The organism is Sphingosinicellaceae bacterium (genome assembly GCA_019285715.1).
Classification (GTDB): Bacteria; Pseudomonadota; Alphaproteobacteria; order Sphingomonadales; family Sphingomonadaceae; genus Glacieibacterium.
In genome coordinates this window covers 3,343,636-3,363,350 of the sequence record CP079108.1, presented here as the reverse complement: position 1 = coordinate 3,363,350, position 19,715 = coordinate 3,343,636, and the positions used below count along the sequence as shown (strand labels likewise).

The window sequence follows — 19,715 nt, the reverse complement described above, 5'->3', positions numbered from 1 at the left end:
CGATAGGTCAGCTATATTGACCTATCGCCGTTCGGCTCATCTCAGTTCGCAATCATTCCGCCGCTGGAGCGCGGCAATTAGTCTTGTAACGGTACTATCGGTTGAGCAGCCAGACCAGTGCCGCGCCGCCGACGATGATCCGGTACCACGCAAACGGCCCGAAGCCGTAGCGGCTGATGACCGCGACGAAGCCCTTCACCACGGCCAATGCGACCACGAACGAAATCACGAAGCCGATCGCGATGGCGTTCATATCGCCCGCCGAAAGCGTGTCCTTGTGCTTCCACAGCAGGAGCACCGTCGCGCCTGCCAGCGTCGGCACCGCGAGGAAGAAACTGAATTCGGCCGCGGTCTTGCGGTCGAGCCCGAGCAGCAGGCCGCCCATGATCGTTGCCCCCGAGCGCGACACGCCGGGGATCATCGCGAGGCACTGGATCGCTCCGACGCCGAGCGCCGTCTTCGCTGGCATCGCCTCGACCGAGGTCGCGGTCACCCGCTTCGAGATCGCCTCGATGACCAGGATCGCGACGCCGCCGACGATCAGCGCGATCGCCACCGTCAACGGGCTCTCGAGCAGCGCCTCGACCGCCTTGATCAGCAGCACGCCGGCAATGCCTGCCGGCACGAAGCCGAGGACGACGTTGCGGGTGAATGCCCAGGCCCCGGCATCGCGGCGGAACAGCCCGCCGAGCACCAGCGTGAACCGCCGCCAGTAGGCGACCAGCACGGCCAGGATCGCGCCGGTCTGGATCGCGATGTTGAAGATCGCGTCGTCTGGACCGTGGAAGCCGAGCAGCTCGCCCGCGAGGATCAGGTGGCCGGTCGACGACACCGGAAGGAACTCGGTGAGGCCCTCGACCAGACCCATGATGACGATGTCGAGAAGCGAGTGCTCCACGCGTTACTCCGGTGACTGAGAGGAGGTTGGTTAGGCGACGAGCGGATCGCGGTGGAAGCGCCCGCCGGTCTTGTAGCGCTCGAGATACGCGGGCGCGATGCTCTCCATCGGCGTCGCCTCGATGCCGAGGTCGGCAAGCCCGAGGTCGCCCGGCACCACGACGGTGTCGCGCTGGAGCATCAGCCACTGGTCCTGCGTCATCGGCGCGCCGGGCACAAAGTTGCCGAGCTTCGCCATCAGCGCTGCGGCGGCGTCGGGGATGTCGAGGAGCGTCTTGCCGGGCCGGACCTGATCGCGGATCCAGGTCAGGATCTCGCGGAAACTGTAGATGCGCGGCCCGCCGAGCGAATAGACCTGGCCACCGAACTTGGCCGGATCGGCAAGCGCAGCCGCGATCGCGTGCGCGACGTCGAGCACATAGACCGGCTGGAAGCGGGTCTTGCCTGCCACCACGGGCACCACCGGTAGCTGCGCCGTCAGTGCCGCGAAACGATTGATGAACTGGTCCTCGCGCCCGAACACGATGCCGGGTCTCACGATGGTCGCGTGGGGCAGGGCCTTCAGCACCGCCGCCTCGCCCGCCGCCTTGGTGCGCGCATAGCCCGCCGGCGAGTTCGCATCGGCCCCGATCGCGGACACCTGGACGAACGCCGCGACGCCGGCATTGCGCGCCGCCTCGGCAACCGTACCGGCACCGCGGGCCTGTACGGCATCGAAGCGCTGGCTGCCGCCCTCCGCCAGGATGCCGACGAGGTTGACCCCGGCGGTCGCGCCGTCGAAGGCGCGCGCCATCGAAGCGGCGTCGCGAACATTGCCGCGCACGATCTGGATGTCACCGAGCCCGCCGAGCGGCTTCAGGAACGAAGCGCCCTCCGGGTTGCGCGAGACGACTCGGATGCGCACGCCGGTCTTGGCGAGCACCTGGACGAGATACCGGCCGACGAACCCGCCACCGCCGACAACTACCACCAATCCGTCCACGCCCGCTCCTCTTCAGCCGCCCGGGGCTGTCGTCCGGGCGTCATGGCGCAGGCGGCCTAAGTTGACAACCGCACCCCCGCTCTCTAACCCCCGCGCCTCGCAACCTGCCCAGGTGGCGGAATTGGTAGACGCGCCAGCTTCAGGTGCTGGTATTGGTAACGATGTGAAGGTTCGAGTCCTTTCCTGGGCACCAGAGCATCCCAAGGCCTTGAAAGCCTTGGGAAAGCCCTGAAAACAAGGGTTTAGTGACGGGTGGGTGTTACATCTGTAAGGATGTGACGACCATGTGTACGCACCTCTCACGACGGGGATCGACCTACTACTTCCGGCGGACTGTACCGCTTGATGTTCGTGGCCGGATTGGGTGCGGAGCGTGGACCTACTCGCTCTCCACGACGAGTCGCGAAGAGGGTAAACGGCTGGCTCAAGCCGAGACCGTCAGGACCAATGCCCTCATCGATGCGGCTCGCGGTCGCAACGTTCCCCTTGCCGACAATCTCGACCCGGAAACTACGGCGCACCTTCTTGATGTGTACCGAGAGGGACTCCTTCGAGCGGATGATGTCACCCGGTATGGGCCGAGCCCTACGACCCGCAGGGCAGCCGAGCTCCTTGAACAGCATCAAGGTAACGAGGACGCGTGGCAAGACGAGCGCGATGACAACGACACCTCGAGGGCGGTTGCTATGTTCAGCGAGGAAGCGCTGGGGCTGATCAATGCGATAGGCCTCCGCGCTGACCCGGCGTCACTAGGTTTTCGCCGACTGTGTTCGTTGCTTGTCACTGCCCATACGACTGTTGCGGAAGAGATCGTCGCCCGCGATCATGGGCACGGGTCGGTCACCCCCACTCTGCTACCGCGAGCGGCCAGCCAGCTAACATTGAAGCCAGCGTCATCCTCTGCCGCATTGATGACGTTGTTCGACGGGTACGTAGCCGAGCGTAAGCCTTCAGCTTCGACGGTCCGAAATTGGCGACCTTACATAACCAGCCTCAGTCACTTCCTGGGTCATGATGAAGCGAGCCGCATCACGGCAGCCGATGTGCGGCAGTGGACAAAGAAGCTCCTGTCAGAACCGAACACTAGGGGGAACATCCTTGCGGCGAGCACAGTGAACGATGGGTATCTCGCCGCGATTAAAACAGTGCTGGGATGGGGGGAGGAGAATGAACTGATCACGGCCAACGTCGCGACAGCCGTTCGAGTCCGAGTACCCAAGCGGCTTAAGCTTCGCGACCGCGGCTTTACGGAGTTGGAGGCAATGACGATCCTACGTGCCGCTCTCGACCCGCCGGACCCGAAGTTATCGGTCGAGCGCAAGTTGGCCCAGCGTTGGGTTCCGTGGCTATGTGCTCATACGGGTGCGCGGGTGAATGAGCTAAGTCAGCTCCGCGCGGAGGATGTGCGTCAAGAGGGAGACATCTGGTGTATCAGGATCACCCCCGAAGCGGGCACCGTAAAGGATGGTACCGCGAGGGTTGTGCCGCTTCACCGTCAGTTGATCGAACAAGGCTTCCTGAAGATGGTCGCGGCCAAGGGTGAGGGTCGACTGTTCTATGACCCGTCTCGCCAGCGCAAACCTGATGTCGATAACCGGCAATCCAAGAAGGTAGGAGAACACATTGCAGCGTGGGTGCGCCGACTGGGTGTCAATGATCCTGCGGTAAGTCCAAACCATGGATGGAGACACCTGTTCAAGACGACGGCACGACTGGTGGGGATGGACCCGAGCGCCCGCGACGTAATCCAAGGCCACGCTGCCAAGTCAGAGGGTGAGAAGTACGGGCACTATCCCCTGTCGGCGCTGGCAGCCGAGCTTGCCAAACGACCATCGTTCGACGTGACCGGCCCCCCTGCCTAACCTATCAGATCGCGCAGCGATGGCGTCCGGTGCCGGGGGTGGATTGGAACATAGGCCTTCTTACCAACAGGCAACCCCCCGGGGATGTTCAATCGTAAACCGCGTAACGACTATTGCACTTGGAATTCAGGAAATCTGTTTGTTTGCAACGGTTTAGACGAGGTTCGAGGATGTCTAGAGCAATGCAGTCTCTACCTATGTGGTCATTTTGACCAATATCAGCTAAACCCTCACTGTAACACGTTGATATATAGGGGCTAATTGTTGCTTCTCACTCACGGTTACATGTGAGGCGAGTGCGAGATGATCCCTAAGCCCGAAGTCACATGGCAACCTACGACCGTCCGAGTAGACGACCACCTACACGACAGGGGCTACAAGCTGAGAGATGAGAACTACGAACAGGTGCTTCGCTACGCGTTGGAGATGGAGAATGGTGCCAGCTTCCCCCCCATCAAGATCGCTAACGTACGCGGCAAGATGCACGTCGTAGATGGCTACCATCGGCTCGCTGCCGCACGTTACATAGGACGTGAGACCATTAAGGCTGTTGTAGCGAAGATGAGTGCATCCGTTGCACGAGCGTGGGCTATCGACGCTAACGCTAGCAATGGCCTCCCGCTTACCTCCGCCGATCGCAAACCTATCTTCGCGATGTACATGAAGGCTAAGCTGCACCTGCGCGAGGATGGCCGCATCAAGCCGCGCCGGACAATAGCCGACGAGTTGTCTTCATCATTGGGACAGCGTCTGTCGGCTAACACCGTCAAGGTTTGGATGGAGGAGTACTGGGCGAAAGCGTTCAAGCGCGACCCCGACCGACCGATCAACCGTGACACACGCTTTGATGATGAGGCCACTCACGACGGAGACAAGATTGATGCGGTGAATACGGCTCTCACCCACATCAAGCGGTTGTACTGGGAGGTGGAGGAGGCCGCTTCACGTGAACGGATCAAGCAAATGTTAGCCTTTATGGCTGACGGCATCGACACTCCTATCTCCACCATCGATGATGACGACTGTGAGATCGACGACACACTAGATGTGTAGTCCGCGCGGTCACCGCGATGCTCAAGCCAAGGATGCCGCCGCCACGTCACGGATGCCGGTTGCCTTCACACGACGCCACGCGACCACAGCGGCAGCATCCTGAGCGAGCGGCTTCCAAGGCTCTCCGTACGCTTCCGGTGAGGGCCGCCTTGAGTGATTTGACGGCTGCGGTGACGTAGCACTGGTGCAAGCGACGGTGTTTGCACCAGTGTTAGCGACGGTGCGATGGGCCAGGTCACGGTATATTCGGGTGTCGAGCGTCGTCGCCAGTGGAGCGACGAGCAGAAGCGGGCCTTGATCGATGCGGCGTTTGCGCCCGACGCGATTGTCGCTGAGGTGGCGCGGGCCGCGGATGTCCGACCGAGCCAGATCTATCGGTGGCGTCGCGACCTGTACGGCGCTGGCCACGCGGGCGCGGGCTTTGCGCCGGTCGTTGTCAGCGCCGACCCCCGCGATGTCGCGCCAGCATCATCACCGCCGCCGGCGATGCTGGTCGAGATCGGTGGCTCGGTCGTGCGGATCGCGGCGGACGCGCCGGCAAAGCTGGTAACGGCGGTGTTGCGGTCGCTGGCGCGGTGATCCCGGTCCCGGGTGGCGTCCGGATCTGGCTCGCAACCGGTCACACCGATATGCGTAAAGGCATGCACGGGCTGGCGCTGCAGGTGCAGCAGGGGCTGCGCCGCGACCCGCACGCGGGCGACCTGTACATCTTCCGCGGACGCACCGGTGGCCTAGTGAAGATCCTGTGGCACGACGGCCTCGGCACGTCGCTTTATGCGAAGCGGCTCGACCGCGGTCGCTTCGTCTGGCCTTCCGCGACCGACGGTGTCGTCGCGATCTCGGCGTCGCAGATGGCGTGCATGTTGGAGGGCATCGACTGGCGTAACCCGCAGCATACATGGCGGCCAAGCGCTGCGGGATAGGGTCTTTCCCAAGCCAGACGACGCCAAAACGCTTCACGGTTCCTCGCGATTTTGCTAGGTTGTGGGGCGATGGAAGCGTTGTCTCCCGCCGATATTATTGCGCTCCGACAGGCGCTTGACGAGGCACGAAGCGATGCCGCCGTCGCCCGGGCCGACGCCGCCAACGCTCGCGCGATCAACTCCGACCTTGAGGCCCGCATCGCCCTTCAGGCGCTCCAGATCGCGATGCTCAAGCGCGACCGGTTCGGCCAGCGTTCGGAGCGCAGCCGGCGATTGATCGACCAGATGGAGCTGGTGTTCGAGGAGGCCGAGGCGACCGCCGCTGCCGACGAAGCCGCCGCCGCACGTGCTGCCGCGAAGACCACGACCGTCACCGCGTTCGTCCGCGCCCTACCGTCGCGGCAACCGCTGCCCGCGCACCTGCCGCGCGAGCGTGTCGTGATCCCGAGCCCGACCTGCTGCGCCGGCTGCGGCTCGGACCGCCTGTCGAAGCTCGGCGAGGATGTCACCGAGACCCTTGAGGTGATCCCGCGCCGGTGGAAGGTCATCCAGACGGTGCGCGAGCGCTTCGCCTGCCGGGCCTGCGAGCGCGTCAGCCAGCCGCCGGCACCGTTCCACGTCACCCGCGGGGGCTGTTCGGCGCAAGTATGCTGGCGATGCTGTTGTTCGAGAAGTTCGGGCAGCACCAGCCGTTAAACCGGCAACGCGACCGTTATGCGCATGAAGGTGTCGATCTCAGCCTGTCGACGCTGGCCGACCAGGTCGGCGCCTGCACCGCCGCGCTTAAACCACTGCATCGGTTGATCGAGGCCCACGTCCTCGCCGCCGAGCGCCTGCACGGCGACGATACCACGGTGCCCGTGCTGGCCAAGGTCAAGACCGACATCGGTCGCATCTGGACCTATATCCGCGATGACCGGCCATTCGGTGGCCCAGCCCCTCCAGCAGCGCTGTTCCACTACTCGCGCGACCGGCGCGGTGAGCATCCGCGTGATCATCTGGCCCACTATAACGGCATCCTGCAGGCCGACGCCTATGCCGGGTACAACGAGCTGTTCAAGCCGGGGCGCTCAGCCGGGCAGGTCACCCGCGCGCTGTGCTGGGCACACGCACGGCGCAAGTTCTTCGTTCTCGCCGACGTCGCCACCCAGGTGAAGCGCAAGCCCGACATTGCCCCGGTGATCTCGCCATTGGCGCTCGAGGCGGTGGCGCGGATCGACCGTATCTTCGACATCGAACGCGCGATCTGCGGCAAGACCGCCGAAGGGCGGCTCGCCGTGCGTCAGGAACTCGTCACGCCCATCGTAACCGAGCTCGAACACTGGCTGCGCCAGCAGCGTGCGACGCTTGCCCGGCATAATCCGGTCGCGGTGGCGATCAACTACATGCTCAAGGACTGGCCCGCGTTCACCCGGTTCCTTGCCGATGGACGGATCTGCCTGACCAACAATGCCGCCGAACGAGCCTTGCGCGGTGTCGCCCTCGGCAGGAAGTCGTGGCTGTTCGCCGGCTCCGACCGCGGCGGACAGCGCGCTGCGTTCATGTACTCGCTCATCGTCACCGCCAAGCTCAACGATATCGACCCGCAAGCGTGGCTCGCCGATGTCCTCGCCCGCATCGCCGACCTCCCACAGCAGCGCCTCGCCGAACTGCTCCCGTGGAACTGGCGACCCGACACCTCAGACGTGCCGCTCGCTCAAGCCGCCTGAGCGTGTCGCAGCGACCCTGCGGCCCTCACCGGATGCGTACGGCTCTCCTTCCCACGTGAGTGAAGCCTGTAGCCGCTAGGGACGCCCTCATCGGTCAGCCCCGCCGACACCGGACGCTCTCCACCGTTTCCTAGACGTAACGGAGTTGCCAGTGTGCCGACGCTGCCGTAGTGAGCTCGATACGTTTTTGGGGGTAATTGCTGATGAAGTTCGCAACCGTGTGCGTGATCGCCTTGTCTGCACTTTCAGTGGGGGGATGCGCGACAGCACCGGACTTTAGCCAAATGTCGCCTCAACAGATCCAAGCATATCAAGCCTATCAGGCACAGCAGTCACAGCAGGTAGACTCTCTCACGAGTCAGCTTCAAGGATGGTCTTCCCAGATGCAGGACCAGACCAACCGCACACGTCAGCAATCGCAAGGTTACGTGGCACCTAGGGCCGAACCAATTGGCCAACCTCCTGCCGGATATGTTTACTGCCAAGCCCTCGGCACCTACGTGCTCCGATGTAACAACTAGAACCGTTATGGAGTGCTTAGCCGAGGACCCGCGTCACCTGCGTTGCGGTCCACAGGCCCCCACGGGGCGTAGGGATACCACGCTCATTCAAGCTTCGAGCGGTTGCCGCAAGCCCCGACACCCCAAGCGCCTGAAGCTCCTCGACCACCACCCGGATACGACCGGCGAACGCCGCGGCCTTGGCTGACCTCGCAGCTCGACCAAGCGAGGGGTCTACCTTAGGCGCGGCGGCCCGATAGCCACCCAGGACCTTGCCACGGGCCTTCGCTGCCTTCAGGGCGGCCTTGGTGCGCTCAGAGGTCAAGCCAGCCTCAAGCTCCGCTACAGCAACCATGCAGGTAAGCAGGTAGCGTCCTGAGGCCCCACCGACCGTAGGGAGATCGCAGAACGCAACCTCGACACCGCCATCTATGAGTGTGAGGAGGAAGCTGGTATTACGCGATAGCCGGTCAAGCTTACTGACAAGCAGCGTTGACCCGGTCAGCTTCGCATAGCTCAGGGCCTTGGCAAGCTCAGGCCGCTCGTTACGCTTGCCACTCTCGACCTCAACGAAGGTGGGGGTGATCACCACGTCACCGGGCTTGAGGTACGCACTGATCGCCGCCTCTTGCGCCTCTAGACCCAAGCCAGAGTGCCCCTGCTTGGTGGTGCTGACCCGGCAGTAGGCAACGTACTTCGTCATAGCAGGCAATCCCGTTACACTTCAGTCTACGACCGTAGACAAGAATGTAATGACATCCGCAGCAGCCTTCGTCAATAATCTGCAACGTCGCTTTGGAGTGGTGGTGGTGACTGATCGCCAAGCAGGCAGCGTCGTCGGCAGCGGGGGGAACGGGGGGCGTCCGAGCGAAGGTGCTCAAGGGCTTTGGGTACCATCGCCCTAGTGGCAAGGTACCATCCACGCTACCTCCACCCCCGTCTTCAACAAACAGGGCTAAAGCCATTCGCTGTTGTTGTTGGTAGTCCCGGCCTTAACGGGATTAGGCCTGAGCAGATCGTGTAGGGTCCGATCACGTCACGCGGGACGATAACGTACAGACTCCGCAAGAAAACGGACTAGGTGTGTCGGCAGTTGAACACTTAGCATCGCAAAGGTACGAATGTGCGGCCACACGCCATTGGGAACAGCTAGCTTGTTCACACGTTTGTTCGTTGCTTATGCGTAATGTAGCTGGATAATGTCTTGACGAAGATTGAGAAGGAATGCTCGCCGGTTGGCATTGAGAAAACCATTCTCGTAGTAGAAGATGAGTTCCTTATTCGTTATTGGGTGGCCGACTTCTTGCGGGATGAAGGCTACAATGTGCTTGAGGCACTGAACGGTGATGAAGCGGTTGCTATCCTAGAGTCGGGCGTTCCTGTTGACATATTGTTTAGCGACGTAAGGATGCCAGGCAAGATAGACGGACTAGGTCTTCTCGCATATGTTCAAGAAGCTCATCCTAGCTTACCGGTCGTCATGGCATCTGGTCACCTCATAAACGTACCTTATAGTTACGAAACCTCGACACTGTTTCTACAGAAACCTTACACAATAGCTCAGGTAGAGAGGGCTATCAACACTCTCTTACCCGAGGTCTAATGGGTAGTCTCTCGCAAACACAAGAAGTGTCATCGTCGATCTTGGTGGTTGATGGGGACATTGTATCTCGTCATGCCATCGCGCACTACTTGAGACACTGTGGCTATGATGTTGTTGAAGCTGGTAATACCGACGAAGCGATGACGGCGCTTGACTCGCTATCAATGTCTATCGACGTTATCCTCTGCGACGTTGCAGCTATTGGCAGCCGATCCGCATTCGAGCTTGCCAACTGGGTTCGCAAGATCCATCCTGCTTTGGAAGTTAGGTTGGCGGGCAGCATCGACAAGGCAGCAAAAGAGGCTGCGGAGCTTTGTGAGACAGGGCCTCACCTCGCCAGACCGTATGAGCCTCAAGCCGTAGTGGACTATATCAAGAGACTGCGGGCGGCGCGGGAGCGAGCATAATCCGCGCTCGCAACCGCACTCCGCTCCACTGGCCATCTAATCCCCTTGGTCCCAAGTCGCGAGGCGGCGTCGAACATGTTAGATGGAGATGGGGAGGAGGATAACCTCGGTAACAGCGGGGAGCGCGGCGGCACCGAGTGACGCGTTAGCGGCTGCGAACCAAGGCACCCGAAAGCTTTGGGTCCCATCGCCCCTGCGGCAAGGTACCATCTACGTCACCGACACCCCGTCTTCAAGAAACAGGGCTAAAGCCCTCCGCTGTTGTTGTTGGTGGTCCGGCTCTCGAAGGCAGCGTTGACCTGTCGTGAATGTACGCTTGCGGACCGCAATGAGACGATCCCCAGACTAAGTCTCTTACCGTACAGCATCGAGCCCTTTGCGTATGGTAGAAGCAGCTTTTTGGGCAGGGTACAACGCTCGCTTAAGGGGCGATGATGCCGTGACGTGCCCCCACCCGACTGGCAGCGCCGAACGCGACGAATGGCTTGAAGGCTGGCGAGGCGACTTGTTCGAGAGACACTTTGGGCGGGCCGTGGAGACGTCGCCTCCGGGCACTGCAAGCGGGGCTAGTTCTTCCAAGGGACCGCAATGAATGTGACGTGCAGTACGCGCAAACATGACGCCCTCAACTCTCTAAGTCTTTCTATTTCGATAGATTAACAGGCTTAATTGCATGTTCAAACTAGGCACCGCTAGCCATTGCCTCCAATCCCCGCCCAAACCCCTCCAACCCATCGCCAACTTATGCCTTTGTTTGCGAGTCGCGAGGCCACGTAGGCCATATGGGGGTGGGGAGAGGGAGAAGGATAGCCTCAGCAACAGCAGTGAGCGCGGCGGCACCGAGCGACACGCCAGCGGGTCCGAGCCAAGGCCCCTACGTCTTTAGGTCCCATCGCCCGTACGTCAAGGTCCCATCCACACCAACGCCACCCACGTATTCAAGAAACAGGGCTAAAGCCCTTGGCGGTTGTTGTTGGTAGCCCCGCCGCTCGAAGGAAGTGTGGAGCTGTACTACTAGCTAAAACGGCACCTGCGCCGATAACTCGTCTTGCGCGGCCTTAAGCTTATCGTGCGTGACGGCGTCCTCTAGCAGTATGGTGTTGACCTTCTGAGCAACCGTCTGTGCCGTTTGATTACGGCAAGCAAGCGCTTGATGTCTTCCAAGAAACCCAGTCGGGTCCTCTCCCATCTTGAGCGATATGATCTTAACGCCGCGACCGACCGCAAAGCCAACTTCCTGCTGACACCACGTCGACTCGCGAAAGCCCGATGTGTGTATCGCGACGAAGGCATCCATAGTGCTTAAAGCCCTTTCAATTTCGTCTTGCCATTGAAGCGTGGGAACGACATCTTCATGAGCGACAAAACCGGCGATAGCGAAGAAGGCAAGGCTTTGCTTAAGAGCCGTGGCCGTCGTCCTGTTCTTACTGATGTGTGAAACGAAAACGCGAAACCGCCTCGTACCTTCCCAGTTAGCCGGTGGGCGCGGTGTGTATGTCTTGCCACCACCAAGTCTAGCCAGCCCAAGCTCATCAGCGACGCGTAGCAGTAGGGGTTCAGAGGCATAACGAAGTACGTCTTTGACATAGACGCGTTTACTCTGGCCATATGTGAAGTCTTGAGTGTTGATGCTAAGAGCACTAAAGAAGCCATCAATGTCACTGAAGGTGTAACGAGATTGGAGTTCGACACCAATCCTTTCGAGTAACTCCATACGTTCAGTGGCCAACATGCATTCGCTCCCCGCTGTGTGGACCTTGGCATCGTGTGAGTAAGTTCAGGATAGGGAGGGGTGGATGGAGGTGAAACCAGATGAGGCCCTGTCTATACCTATCGCTGTCGACAGCTAGGTGTTACACCAGAACATCGCAAGCGTAACATCTGTCCTTCTCTAAGTGTGTGTTTTCAATGGGTTGGCGAGCGCGGTTGCCTCTCCTTTCCTGGCACCAGACTATTCCCAAGGCCCTGAAAGCCTTGGGAACGCCCCCTCAAAACAACTTTAGGCACCCCCGGGTGCGACATCTGTCGCATGCATGGCGGTGGTCGACGCGGTCAGGTTCGCGAGGTCGGCCGGCGTGTTGATATTCGGTATCGGTACCGCCGCGTGGACGACCCGGGGCCCTTGGCTGTCCGCCCAATCCCGAATTGAACGATTTTCGCTGCTCGCCAGATAGTCGTCGAGCGCGTCCGCCAGACCGGTTGGCCAGTAGGCCGCGAGCTGCTGGCCGGCGACGATGGCCGGCGTCGCGCCGATCAGCGAGCGCGCCGTGGCTTCGGGGAAGGCCGGCATGTCGCACCCCGTCGTCAGCACCCCGTCGAAGCCATTGGCGCGGGCGTGATGCAGGGCAGCGGCGAGGCCACCGAGTGGGCCTAGGTCGGCGGCCGGGCGGTCGTCGAGGCAGTCGTAGCCGTCGATCCGGCGACCGCAGACGACGACCGCGGCGACATGGGGGGCCAGGCTTTCGACGGCAAGATCGATCAGCCGTTGGCCGTGCAGGAGCGACACCGCCTTGTCGCTGCCGAACCGCCGGGACCGCCCGCCGGCCAGCACGGCACCGAGCACGCGCGGTGGCATCGCGCCATCCGCAGGGCTTTCGGCGTTCAGCGCCGCCAGCCGATCCCCCCGGTTGAACAGTTGGAAACCATCGTGCCGCGCGACGGCGACCAAGGTTATGCCGGCCTGTCGTGCGCAGTCGAGCGCCAGGCTTGTCGGTGCCGAGACCGCGACGATAACCGGGACCCCGAGGCGCGCCGCCTTCTGGACCATCTCGACCGACACCCGGCTGGTCAGCAGCAGCATGGCATCGTCCGCGGCAATGCCGGCCCGTGCCGCGGCCCCGACCAGCTTGTCGAGCGCGTTGTGGCGGCCGACATCCTCGCGCACCAGCAGGGGTTGGCCACGTCGCCACAGCGCCGCCGCGTGGCTGGCGCGGGTGGTCGCGCTGAGCGGCTGGGCAGCCGACAGCGCCGTCATTGCGCCGAGAATCTCGGCGGGAGTCGGCTGCGGCCCCGCGGCCGTGACCAGCGGCGGCACGACGACCGCCTGTGCCAGGCTTTCGATGCCGCACAGTCCGCAGCCGGTCGGTCCGACGATGGCGCGGCGGCGCTCGGCGCTCGCGGTGCCCCGCCCGGCCACGAGCCACAGCCGGGCCTCGATCCCGTCGGGCTGCACGACGATTTCGACATCCGCGATATCGGCGACGGAGGCGATCAGCTGTTCCGTCAGGGCAAAACCCGTGACCAGGTCGTCGAGATCGCCCGGCGTCGCCATCATGACGGCCACCGTCGTTGCATCGATGACCAGCGCGACCGGTGTCTCGACGGCGAGCGCACGGTCGGCGGTCTCGGCGCCCGTCGCGGTCCAGCTGACGCGCGTATCGCTGCGCCACAGCGGCACGCTCTCGGCTGTGGGATCGTTGGGTTGTCTCGTCATAAAGTGATGTTACCGCACAGGAGCCGGCTCCCTACACTATAGTGACGGCGGCTCCTTGGGATAAGCCCGGGTGCCGGCGTCGTCGACGCGCAGCCAGCGGTCGGCGCGAAGAATGCTCGACAGCACATGCGGCCGCTGGTCGAGTTGGCGCCCGTCGGCGGCATCGCGCAGGAACAATGTCGTGCCGGGGCGAGCGGGTGGGCCATCCTCGATCGGTTGACCGGCTTCGGGATCGAGACCGGCCATGGCGCGGATCGCGGCGAGCACGAAAAAGCGCAGCGCGACCAGCGCCGCGACCGGTGTGCCCGGCAGGCCGAAATACAGTCGGCCGGAGCCGAGCGTGGCGAACAGCAATGGCTTGCCGGGCCGCATCTGGACCCCGTGGAAGCCCTTGCCAGCGCCGACTTCGGCCAGCGCCTGCGCCACCAGGTCGAAACGTCCGCCCGAGACGCCACCGGTCGACAGCACGATGTCGGCGTCGCCGTCGCGGGCGCGGGCCAGCATCGTGACGAGCGCCGGCAGGTCGTCCGTGACCGGACCGGCATAATCGATCGACAGGCCGAGCGTCGCGGCGAAGGCGACCGTCATCGGGCCGTTGCTGTCCGGGATCAGGGCCGGATCGGCCAGCGCGGCGGACGTGGCGGCGATCTCGTTGCCCGTCGTGAACAACAGCAGGCGCGGGCGACGGACGACCGGGACCTCGCCGATGCCGGCGGAAGCCAGGACGCCGACCGCGTCGACGCCGACTCGCGCACCGGCGGGCAGCAGCACGGTACCGGCCTGGACGTCCTCGCCGGTTGCCCGGACGTTGTTCCACCGCACCAGCGGCGCGTCGACCAGCAGGCGCTTGCCGACAACGCGGGCGTGCTCGCGGATGACGATGGTGTCGGCTCCGGCCGGCAGCGGCGCTCCCGTCGAGATCGGCACCGCCGTCCCGGGTTCGAGTGGCGACGGCCAGTGTCCGGCGGACGCGTCGGACCCGATTGCCAGTTCGATCGGCCGGTCGGGTCGCGCGGCCTCGGTCGCGGCGCTCGCGAGCGCGAATCCGTCCATTGCCGAGGCGACGAAGCGCGGTACCGAGAGCCGGGCGTGGACCGGCTCGGCGAGGCGATGGTTGAGTGCGGCAGCAAGCGGACGGCGTTCGCTGCCGAGGCGCGTCGCTGCAGCGTGGATCAGGGCCAGTGCCTCGTCGACACTGGGGCGCTGGCTAGCCACCGGCCGGGTGTGACGGGTTCACGGGTGTTCTCGAAGTCGCAAGCGTGGTCGGAAGCGCAAGCGCGACGCCCTCGTCAGCCGGCGGGTAGGGGGCGTTCATCGAGGCTCCATACCGCAGCGTCGCGGTGACCCCCAATGCAACAATCCTTTCGTGACGTGAAGCGCGCGGCAGATGCTGCCGACCGGTGGCGGCAATTCGTCGACTACCCATGTGTATAATATCCGTTCATGGCTACGGCGGCACGGTTGGCGTATGAACCTTGTAAAGGCGTCTCGATGAGTACCAAGCGACCCAACGGCATTGTCGACTACAACGCACCCGCGGGCGGCTGGGGCGCGCTGAAGGCCGTGGCCGAAGTGCTGAAGCGCCAGCAGGTGGTGGTTGCCGGTGGCAAGGCGCTGCTCAAGCAGAACCAGCCCGACGGCTTCGACTGTCCCGGGTGCGCCTGGCCCGACCCCAAGCATACTTCCGCCTTCGAGTTCTGCGAAAACGGCGCCAAGGCGGTGGCGTGGGAGTCGACCGCCAAGCGGGTCGCGCCCGACTTCTTCGCCGAGCACAGTGTCGCCGAGCTGTGGACGCAGCCCGACCACTGGCTCGAGGGGCAGGGGCGGGTGACCCATCCGCTGCGCTACAACCCCGACACCGACCACTATGAGCCGGTCGAATGGGCGGAGGCGTTCGTTGGCATCGCGGCCCGACTGAACGCGCTGGCGAGCCCGAACGAGGCCGAGTTCTACACGTCGGGCCGCGCGTCGAACGAGGCGGCGTTCATGTACCAGCTGTTCGCGCGAATCTACGGCACCAACAACTTCCCCGACTGCTCGAACATGTGCCACGAGGCGACCTCGGTCGGCCTGCCCAAGTCGATCGGCATCGGCAAGGCGACGGTGACGCTCGAGGATTTCGATCATGCCGACTTCATCCTGTCGATGGGCCACAACCCGGGTACCAACCATCCGCGCATGATGACCTCGCTGCGCGATGCGTCGAAGCGCGGTGCCACGATCATCGTCCTCAACCCGCTGAAGGAGCGCGCGCTGGAGCGCTTCGAGGCACCGCAATCGCCGATCGAGATGGCGACCTTTGGGTCGACGCCGATCGCGACGACCTATCTCCAGGTCAAGGTCGGCGGCGATGCGGCAGCGCTCAAGGGCATCTGCAAGGCGCTGGTGGCGATGGACGATGCGGCCAAGGCTGCAGACTTCGCGCCGGTGCTCGATCACCAGTTCATCGCCGGGCATACGGCGGGCTTCGAGGCTTTCGCCGCCGACCTCGCGACGAGCCGTTGGGATGCGATCGAACGCGCCTGCGGGCTGACCCGCGCCGAACTGGAGAGCGTTGCCGAGGTCTATGCCAGGGCGCAGGCAACGATCGTCTGCTATGGAATGGGCATAACCCAGCACAAGACCGGTACCGCCAACGTCCAGCAGATCGCCAACCTGCTGCTGCTCAAGGGCAATATCGGTCGCCAGGGGGCGGGCATCTCGCCGCTCCGGGGCCACTCCAACGTCCAGGGTGACCGCACCGTCGGCATCACCGAGCGCCCGGCCAAGCCCTTCCTCGACAAGATGCGGGAGGTTTTTGGGTTCGAGCCGCCGCAGGAGCCAGGGCATTCAGTTGTCGACGCAATCGCGGCGATGCGCGCCGGCAAGTCGAAGGCGATCGTCTGTCTCGGCGGCAACCTGGCGATCGCGTCCTCCGACCCTCAGGCCTGCGCCGAAGCCTTCCGCCAGCTCGATCTCGCGGTCCACATCACGACCAAGCTCAACCGCACGCACCTGCTCCTCGGCCGGCACAATTACATCCTGCCGTGCCTCGGCAGGACCGAACTCGACATGCAGGCGACCGGGCGGCAGTCGATAACCGTCGAGGATTCGATGTCGATGGTTCACGCCTCGAGCGGATTCCTCGAGGCACCGGCTGCGACCGTGATGTCGGAGATTGCCATCATTGCCGGCATCGCCCGCGCGACGCTGGGGGCCAAGGGCGGCGTCGACTGGGAAGCGCTGACCGGCGATTACGCGCTGATCCGCGACAAGATCGAAGCTGTAATTCCCGATTTCGAGGCCTTCAACGACCGCATCAAGATCCCGGGCGGCTTCCAGTTGCCCAATTCCGCGCAGCAGCGAATCTGGAAAACGCCGACTGGCAAGGCCAATTTCATCGTCTTCTCGGGACTCGAGGAGGACGCGGCGACCGCCGAGCCCGATGTGCTGCGGTTGACGACGATCCGCAGCCACGACCAGTACAACACCACGATCTATGGCCTGGATGACCGCTATCGCGGGGTGTTCGGACGGCGTGACGTACTGTTCATCAACGATCGCGACATGGCCCGTCTGGGGCTGGCCGAGGGCGATGTCGTCGATGTCGCCACCGCGCTCGAACACGCCCGTCCCGACCGCGTCGTCCAGAAGCTGACGCTGGTCAGCTACAACGTGCCCGATGGCTGCTGCGCATCTTACTATCCCGAGACGCAGCCGCTGATCGCGCTCGAACATTGTGATCCCGAGAGCCTGACCCCATCGTACAAGTCGGTTCCGGTACGCCTGCTCCGAGCCGGCCCGGCGAACGATGCCGACACCGTCATCGGGCGCGAGGGTATCTACGGCAGCACCGCAGCGGGGACCTGAGCATGTACGAGCCGACCATCGTCCATTTTGCCGAGGTCGCTCGCGACAAGGCCGAGTCGCTCGAGCGAGCGCCGGCCGGTTTCTTCGTCGGGGCGATGATGGCAGGTGCCTATATCGGTATCGCCATGATTCTGGCGCTGAGCTGTGCGGCTGGCATGCCGCCGGGCGCGCGACCACTGGTACTCGGCGGGGTGTTCGGCATCGGCCTGATCCTGACGGTATTCGCCGGCGCGGAACTGTTCACCGGCTACGTCATGTACACCGGCTTCGGCCTGGCGCGGCGCAGCGTGACGTTGTCAGAGGCGTTGTCGTTGATGGTCGTCGTCTGGATCGGTAACCTCGCGGGCGCGCTGGTCCTCGCGGGCGTGTTCATCGCGGGCGGCGGCGGCGCGGTCCTCGCCGACGGCGGCACTTACCTCAACACCTACGTAACCCATAAAGTCGAGGCCGATGCCGTCGCGCTGATCGCCCGGGCGATCCTGTGCAACTGGCTGGTCTGCCTTGCAATCTGGACCGCCAGCCGGGTGTCGGGCGACGCCGCCAAGTGCATCGTGCTGGCGTGGGCGCTGCTCGCCTTCGTCGCGGCCGGGTTCGAGCACTCAGTCGCCAACATGACGGCGCTGGCGCTCGGCCTGCTCGACCCGCACCCCGCGATCGCGCTCGCGGGCGTGGTGCGGAACCTGGTGCTGGTCACCTTCGGCAACATCGTCGGTGGTGCCGTGTTCGTCGTCGGCGGCTATCTGTCCGCCGCTCGCACCGACACCGGCACCGAGGCGCGCCACGACACCGGCACGCTGCCGACGGCGCTCCGCGTTCCGCCGACTTGATTCGTGCCCGCATGAGTTACGCTGTCAAAGAGATATTCCTGACCTTGCAAGGGGAAGGGCGCCATAGCGGGCGCGCCGCGGTGTTTTGCCGGTTCGCCGGCTGCAACCTGTGGTCTGGGCTGGAAAGCGGTCGTGCGGTCGCAATCTGCAAGTTCTGCGACACCGATTTCGTCGGCCTCGATGGCACCCTCGGGGGGCGCTACGTCGATGCCGCGCGGCTTGCCGACACGATTGCCGGGGAGTGGCCCGGCGGCGGGCGGCCGCTGGTCGTGTGCACGGGCGGCGAGCCGCTGCTCCAGCTCGACCAGGCCCTCGTCGACGCCCTCCATGCACGTGGCTTCGAGGTCGCGGTCGAGACCAACGGCAGCATCGGGACTCCGCCGGCAGGCATCGACTGGCTGTGCGTCAGCCCAAAGGCAGGGGCACCGTTCGAGCTCCGCGCCGGCGACGAGCTCAAACTGGTCTGGCCGCAGCCGAGCTTCGACCTGAGCGAGCTCGAGGTGCTGCCGTTCCGCCGCTTCGCGCTCCAGCCGATGGACGGGCCCGACGTTGCCGCCAACACGCGGGCGGCGCTGGCGCTGTGCCTCGCGCGCCCAGTGTGGGAGCTGAGCCTGCAGACCCACAAGATCACCGGCATCCGCTAGCCGCGAACCTCAGGTCAGCTCGTTGATCAGCGGCTTCCCCGCCGCGAAGTTACCGACGTTGTCGGCGAACAGCTTGAAGATCCGTCCCGGAGTGCCCGCCGAACTCCACGAGATGTGCGGCGTGATGTGGACATTGGGCGCGCTCCACAGCGGGTGACCGGGCGGCAGCGGTTCGGGCTCGGTGACGTCGAGCGACGCGGCCCCGACCCTGCCCGACTTGAGCGCCTCGACCAGCGCCATGGTATCGACGATTCCACCGCGCGCGATGTTGATCAGGTGGACGCCGTGCTTGACCTTGGCGAAAGCCGCGGCGTCCAGCAGCCCGCTGGTCTCGGGCGTCAGCGGTGCGGCGACGACGATGGTGTCGGCACGCGCCAGCAGCGTGTCGAGGGGTACGATCTCGATGCCTTCGGGCGCCGGGGCGGTGCTGCGGCGCTGCGCGACGACGCGCATCCCGAAGGCCTTCACCAGTTTCGCGACGCGCCCGCCGATGTGGCCGATGCCGATCAGCCCGAGCGTCTTGCCGTCGAGCGTGCCGAGCGGGTTCTGCATCATTTTATCGGGCTCGGGCCAGGTATCGCCGTCACGGAGCACGACGCTGGCCAGCCGCTTCTCGTGGGCGAGCATCGTCGCCAGCACGAACTCCGAGATCGGCCCGGCGCTGGTGCCGGCACCGGTCGCGATTCGCGGTCCGTCGAACAGCCACTTGGGATAGCCGTCGAGACCTGCCGAGGCGATCTGGATGAACTTGACCCGGCCCGGCCAGCCCGGCGGCGGGGCGCTGTTCTCGTCCTCCTCGCGGTGTGCATCACCCTGCTCGTGGAGGACGAACAGCACGTCGGCATCGAGCGGCAGGTTCCAGCGCCGCGACAGGTCGATGGCGTTGATCTCGCCGACGAGCGGGTGGGCCGCGAGCAGCTGGCCGGTAGCGGGGGCGAAGTGGTGGGCGACGGTGAGCTTGGTCATCGGGCGACGGTAACGACCCCGCAACCCGGGTCAAAGAAAAAGGGCCCGCGTTGCCGCGGG

Annotated in this window: 18 protein-coding genes and 1 tRNA gene; 12 read left to right on the top strand and 7 right to left on the bottom strand. The window is 64.0% G+C overall.

The features are described 5' to 3' along the window. Positions 1-94 precede the first annotated feature (94 nt). Positions 95-898 (bottom strand): undecaprenyl-diphosphate phosphatase, encoded by an 804-nt coding sequence (locus KX816_15340; protein ID QXQ05591.1) that lies wholly within the window; start codon positions 896-898, stop codon positions 95-97. Between the two features lie 30 nt (positions 899-928). Then, the gene (locus tag KX816_15335) at positions 929-1,879 is read right to left on the bottom strand and encodes a complex I NDUFA9 subunit family protein (GenBank protein QXQ05590.1); all 951 of its coding nucleotides are present in this window, start codon (positions 1,877-1,879) and stop codon (positions 929-931) included. Between the two features lie 106 nt (positions 1,880-1,985). Here KX816_15335 and KX816_15330 point away from each other — a divergent pair. The 6 genes from KX816_15330 (at position 1,986) to KX816_15305 (ending at position 7,426) form a co-directional block, all read left to right on the top strand. Next, a tRNA-Leu gene (locus KX816_15330) sits at positions 1,986-2,072 on the top strand. Between the two features lie 493 nt (positions 2,073-2,565). Continuing rightward, a complete protein-coding gene (locus KX816_15325; GenBank protein QXQ05589.1) occupies positions 2,566-3,741 on the top strand; it encodes a tyrosine-type recombinase/integrase in 1,176 nt (391 codons plus the stop codon). 303 nt (positions 3,742-4,044) lie between these two features. Further along, on the top strand, positions 4,045-4,794 hold the full coding sequence (locus KX816_15320) for a ParB/RepB/Spo0J family partition protein (protein ID QXQ05588.1): 750 nt from the start codon (positions 4,045-4,047) through the stop codon (positions 4,792-4,794). A gap of 225 nt (positions 4,795-5,019) precedes the next feature. Next, entirely contained in the window at positions 5,020-5,373 is a 354-nt protein-coding gene (locus tag KX816_15315) for a transposase (protein ID QXQ05587.1), read from the top strand. Further along, positions 5,370-5,717: an IS66 family insertion sequence element accessory protein TnpB gene (tnpB, locus tag KX816_15310; protein ID QXQ05586.1), complete on the top strand. Its 348-nt coding sequence runs from the start codon at positions 5,370-5,372 to the stop codon at positions 5,715-5,717. The genes KX816_15315 and tnpB overlap by 4 nt, the downstream gene beginning before the upstream one ends. 69 nt (positions 5,718-5,786) lie before the next feature. Beyond that, positions 5,787-7,426, top strand: a protein-coding gene (locus KX816_15305; protein ID QXQ05585.1) for an IS66 family transposase whose coding sequence is annotated in 2 segments (ribosomal slippage) — positions 5,787-6,339 and positions 6,339-7,426 — 1,641 coding nt in all. Because the reading frame shifts where the segments join, the coding sequence is not laid out codon by codon here. Positions 7,427-7,963: 537 nt separating this feature from the next. Here KX816_15305 and KX816_15300 read toward each other — a convergent pair. Continuing rightward, positions 7,964-8,629, bottom strand: coding sequence for a recombinase family protein (locus KX816_15300; protein QXQ05584.1), 666 nt, complete (start codon positions 8,627-8,629; stop codon positions 7,964-7,966). 510 nt (positions 8,630-9,139) lie between these two features. Here KX816_15300 and KX816_15295 point away from each other — a divergent pair. The 3 genes from KX816_15295 (at position 9,140) to KX816_15285 (ending at position 10,528) form a co-directional block, all read left to right on the top strand. Continuing rightward, a complete protein-coding gene (locus KX816_15295; GenBank protein ID QXQ08609.1) occupies positions 9,140-9,529 on the top strand; it encodes a response regulator in 390 nt (129 codons plus the stop codon). Beyond that, positions 9,529-9,936: a response regulator gene (locus KX816_15290; GenBank protein QXQ05583.1), complete on the top strand. Its 408-nt coding sequence runs from the start codon at positions 9,529-9,531 to the stop codon at positions 9,934-9,936. The genes KX816_15295 and KX816_15290 overlap by 1 nt, the downstream gene beginning before the upstream one ends. Positions 9,937-10,318: 382 nt before the next feature. Next, positions 10,319-10,528, top strand: coding sequence for a hypothetical protein (locus tag KX816_15285; protein QXQ05582.1), 210 nt, complete (start codon positions 10,319-10,321; stop codon positions 10,526-10,528). Positions 10,529-10,954: 426 nt separating this feature from the next. On the opposite strand, the gene KX816_15280 is transcribed toward KX816_15285, so the two are convergent. From KX816_15280 to KX816_15270, 3 genes are all read right to left on the bottom strand, one after another. Beyond that, a complete protein-coding gene (locus KX816_15280) occupies positions 10,955-11,668 on the bottom strand; it encodes a toll/interleukin-1 receptor domain-containing protein (GenBank protein QXQ05581.1) in 714 nt (237 codons plus the stop codon). A 267-nt stretch (positions 11,669-11,935) separates the two neighbouring features. Beyond that, positions 11,936-13,369 carry a formate dehydrogenase accessory sulfurtransferase FdhD gene (gene fdhD, locus KX816_15275; protein ID QXQ05580.1) on the bottom strand — a complete coding sequence of 478 codons (1,434 nt, stop codon included), beginning with the start codon at positions 13,367-13,369 and terminating at the stop codon, positions 11,936-11,938. 36 nt (positions 13,370-13,405) lie between these two features. Beyond that, entirely contained in the window at positions 13,406-14,584 is a 1,179-nt protein-coding gene (locus KX816_15270) for a molybdopterin molybdotransferase MoeA (GenBank protein QXQ05579.1), read from the bottom strand. A 276-nt stretch (positions 14,585-14,860) separates the two neighbouring features. Between KX816_15270 and KX816_15265 the strand changes: the two genes are divergently transcribed. From KX816_15265 to queE, 3 genes are read left to right on the top strand one after another with little or no spacing between them, the layout of a single operon-like run. Then, positions 14,861-17,218: an FdhF/YdeP family oxidoreductase gene (locus tag KX816_15265; GenBank protein QXQ05578.1), complete on the top strand. Its 2,358-nt coding sequence runs from the start codon at positions 14,861-14,863 to the stop codon at positions 17,216-17,218. Between the two features lie 2 nt (positions 17,219-17,220). Next, positions 17,221-18,045: a formate/nitrite transporter family protein gene (locus KX816_15260; GenBank protein ID QXQ05577.1), complete on the top strand. Its 825-nt coding sequence runs from the start codon at positions 17,221-17,223 to the stop codon at positions 18,043-18,045. An 11-nt stretch (positions 18,046-18,056) separates the two neighbouring features. Further along, positions 18,057-18,689, top strand: coding sequence for a 7-carboxy-7-deazaguanine synthase (gene queE, locus KX816_15255; GenBank protein QXQ05576.1), 633 nt, complete (start codon positions 18,057-18,059; stop codon positions 18,687-18,689). A gap of 9 nt (positions 18,690-18,698) precedes the next feature. Here the strand turns inward: queE and KX816_15250 are convergent, their stop codons facing one another. Next, positions 18,699-19,655, bottom strand: coding sequence for a glyoxylate reductase (NADP(+)) (locus KX816_15250; GenBank protein ID QXQ05575.1), 957 nt, complete (start codon positions 19,653-19,655; stop codon positions 18,699-18,701). Positions 19,656-19,715: the final 60 nt, after the last annotated feature.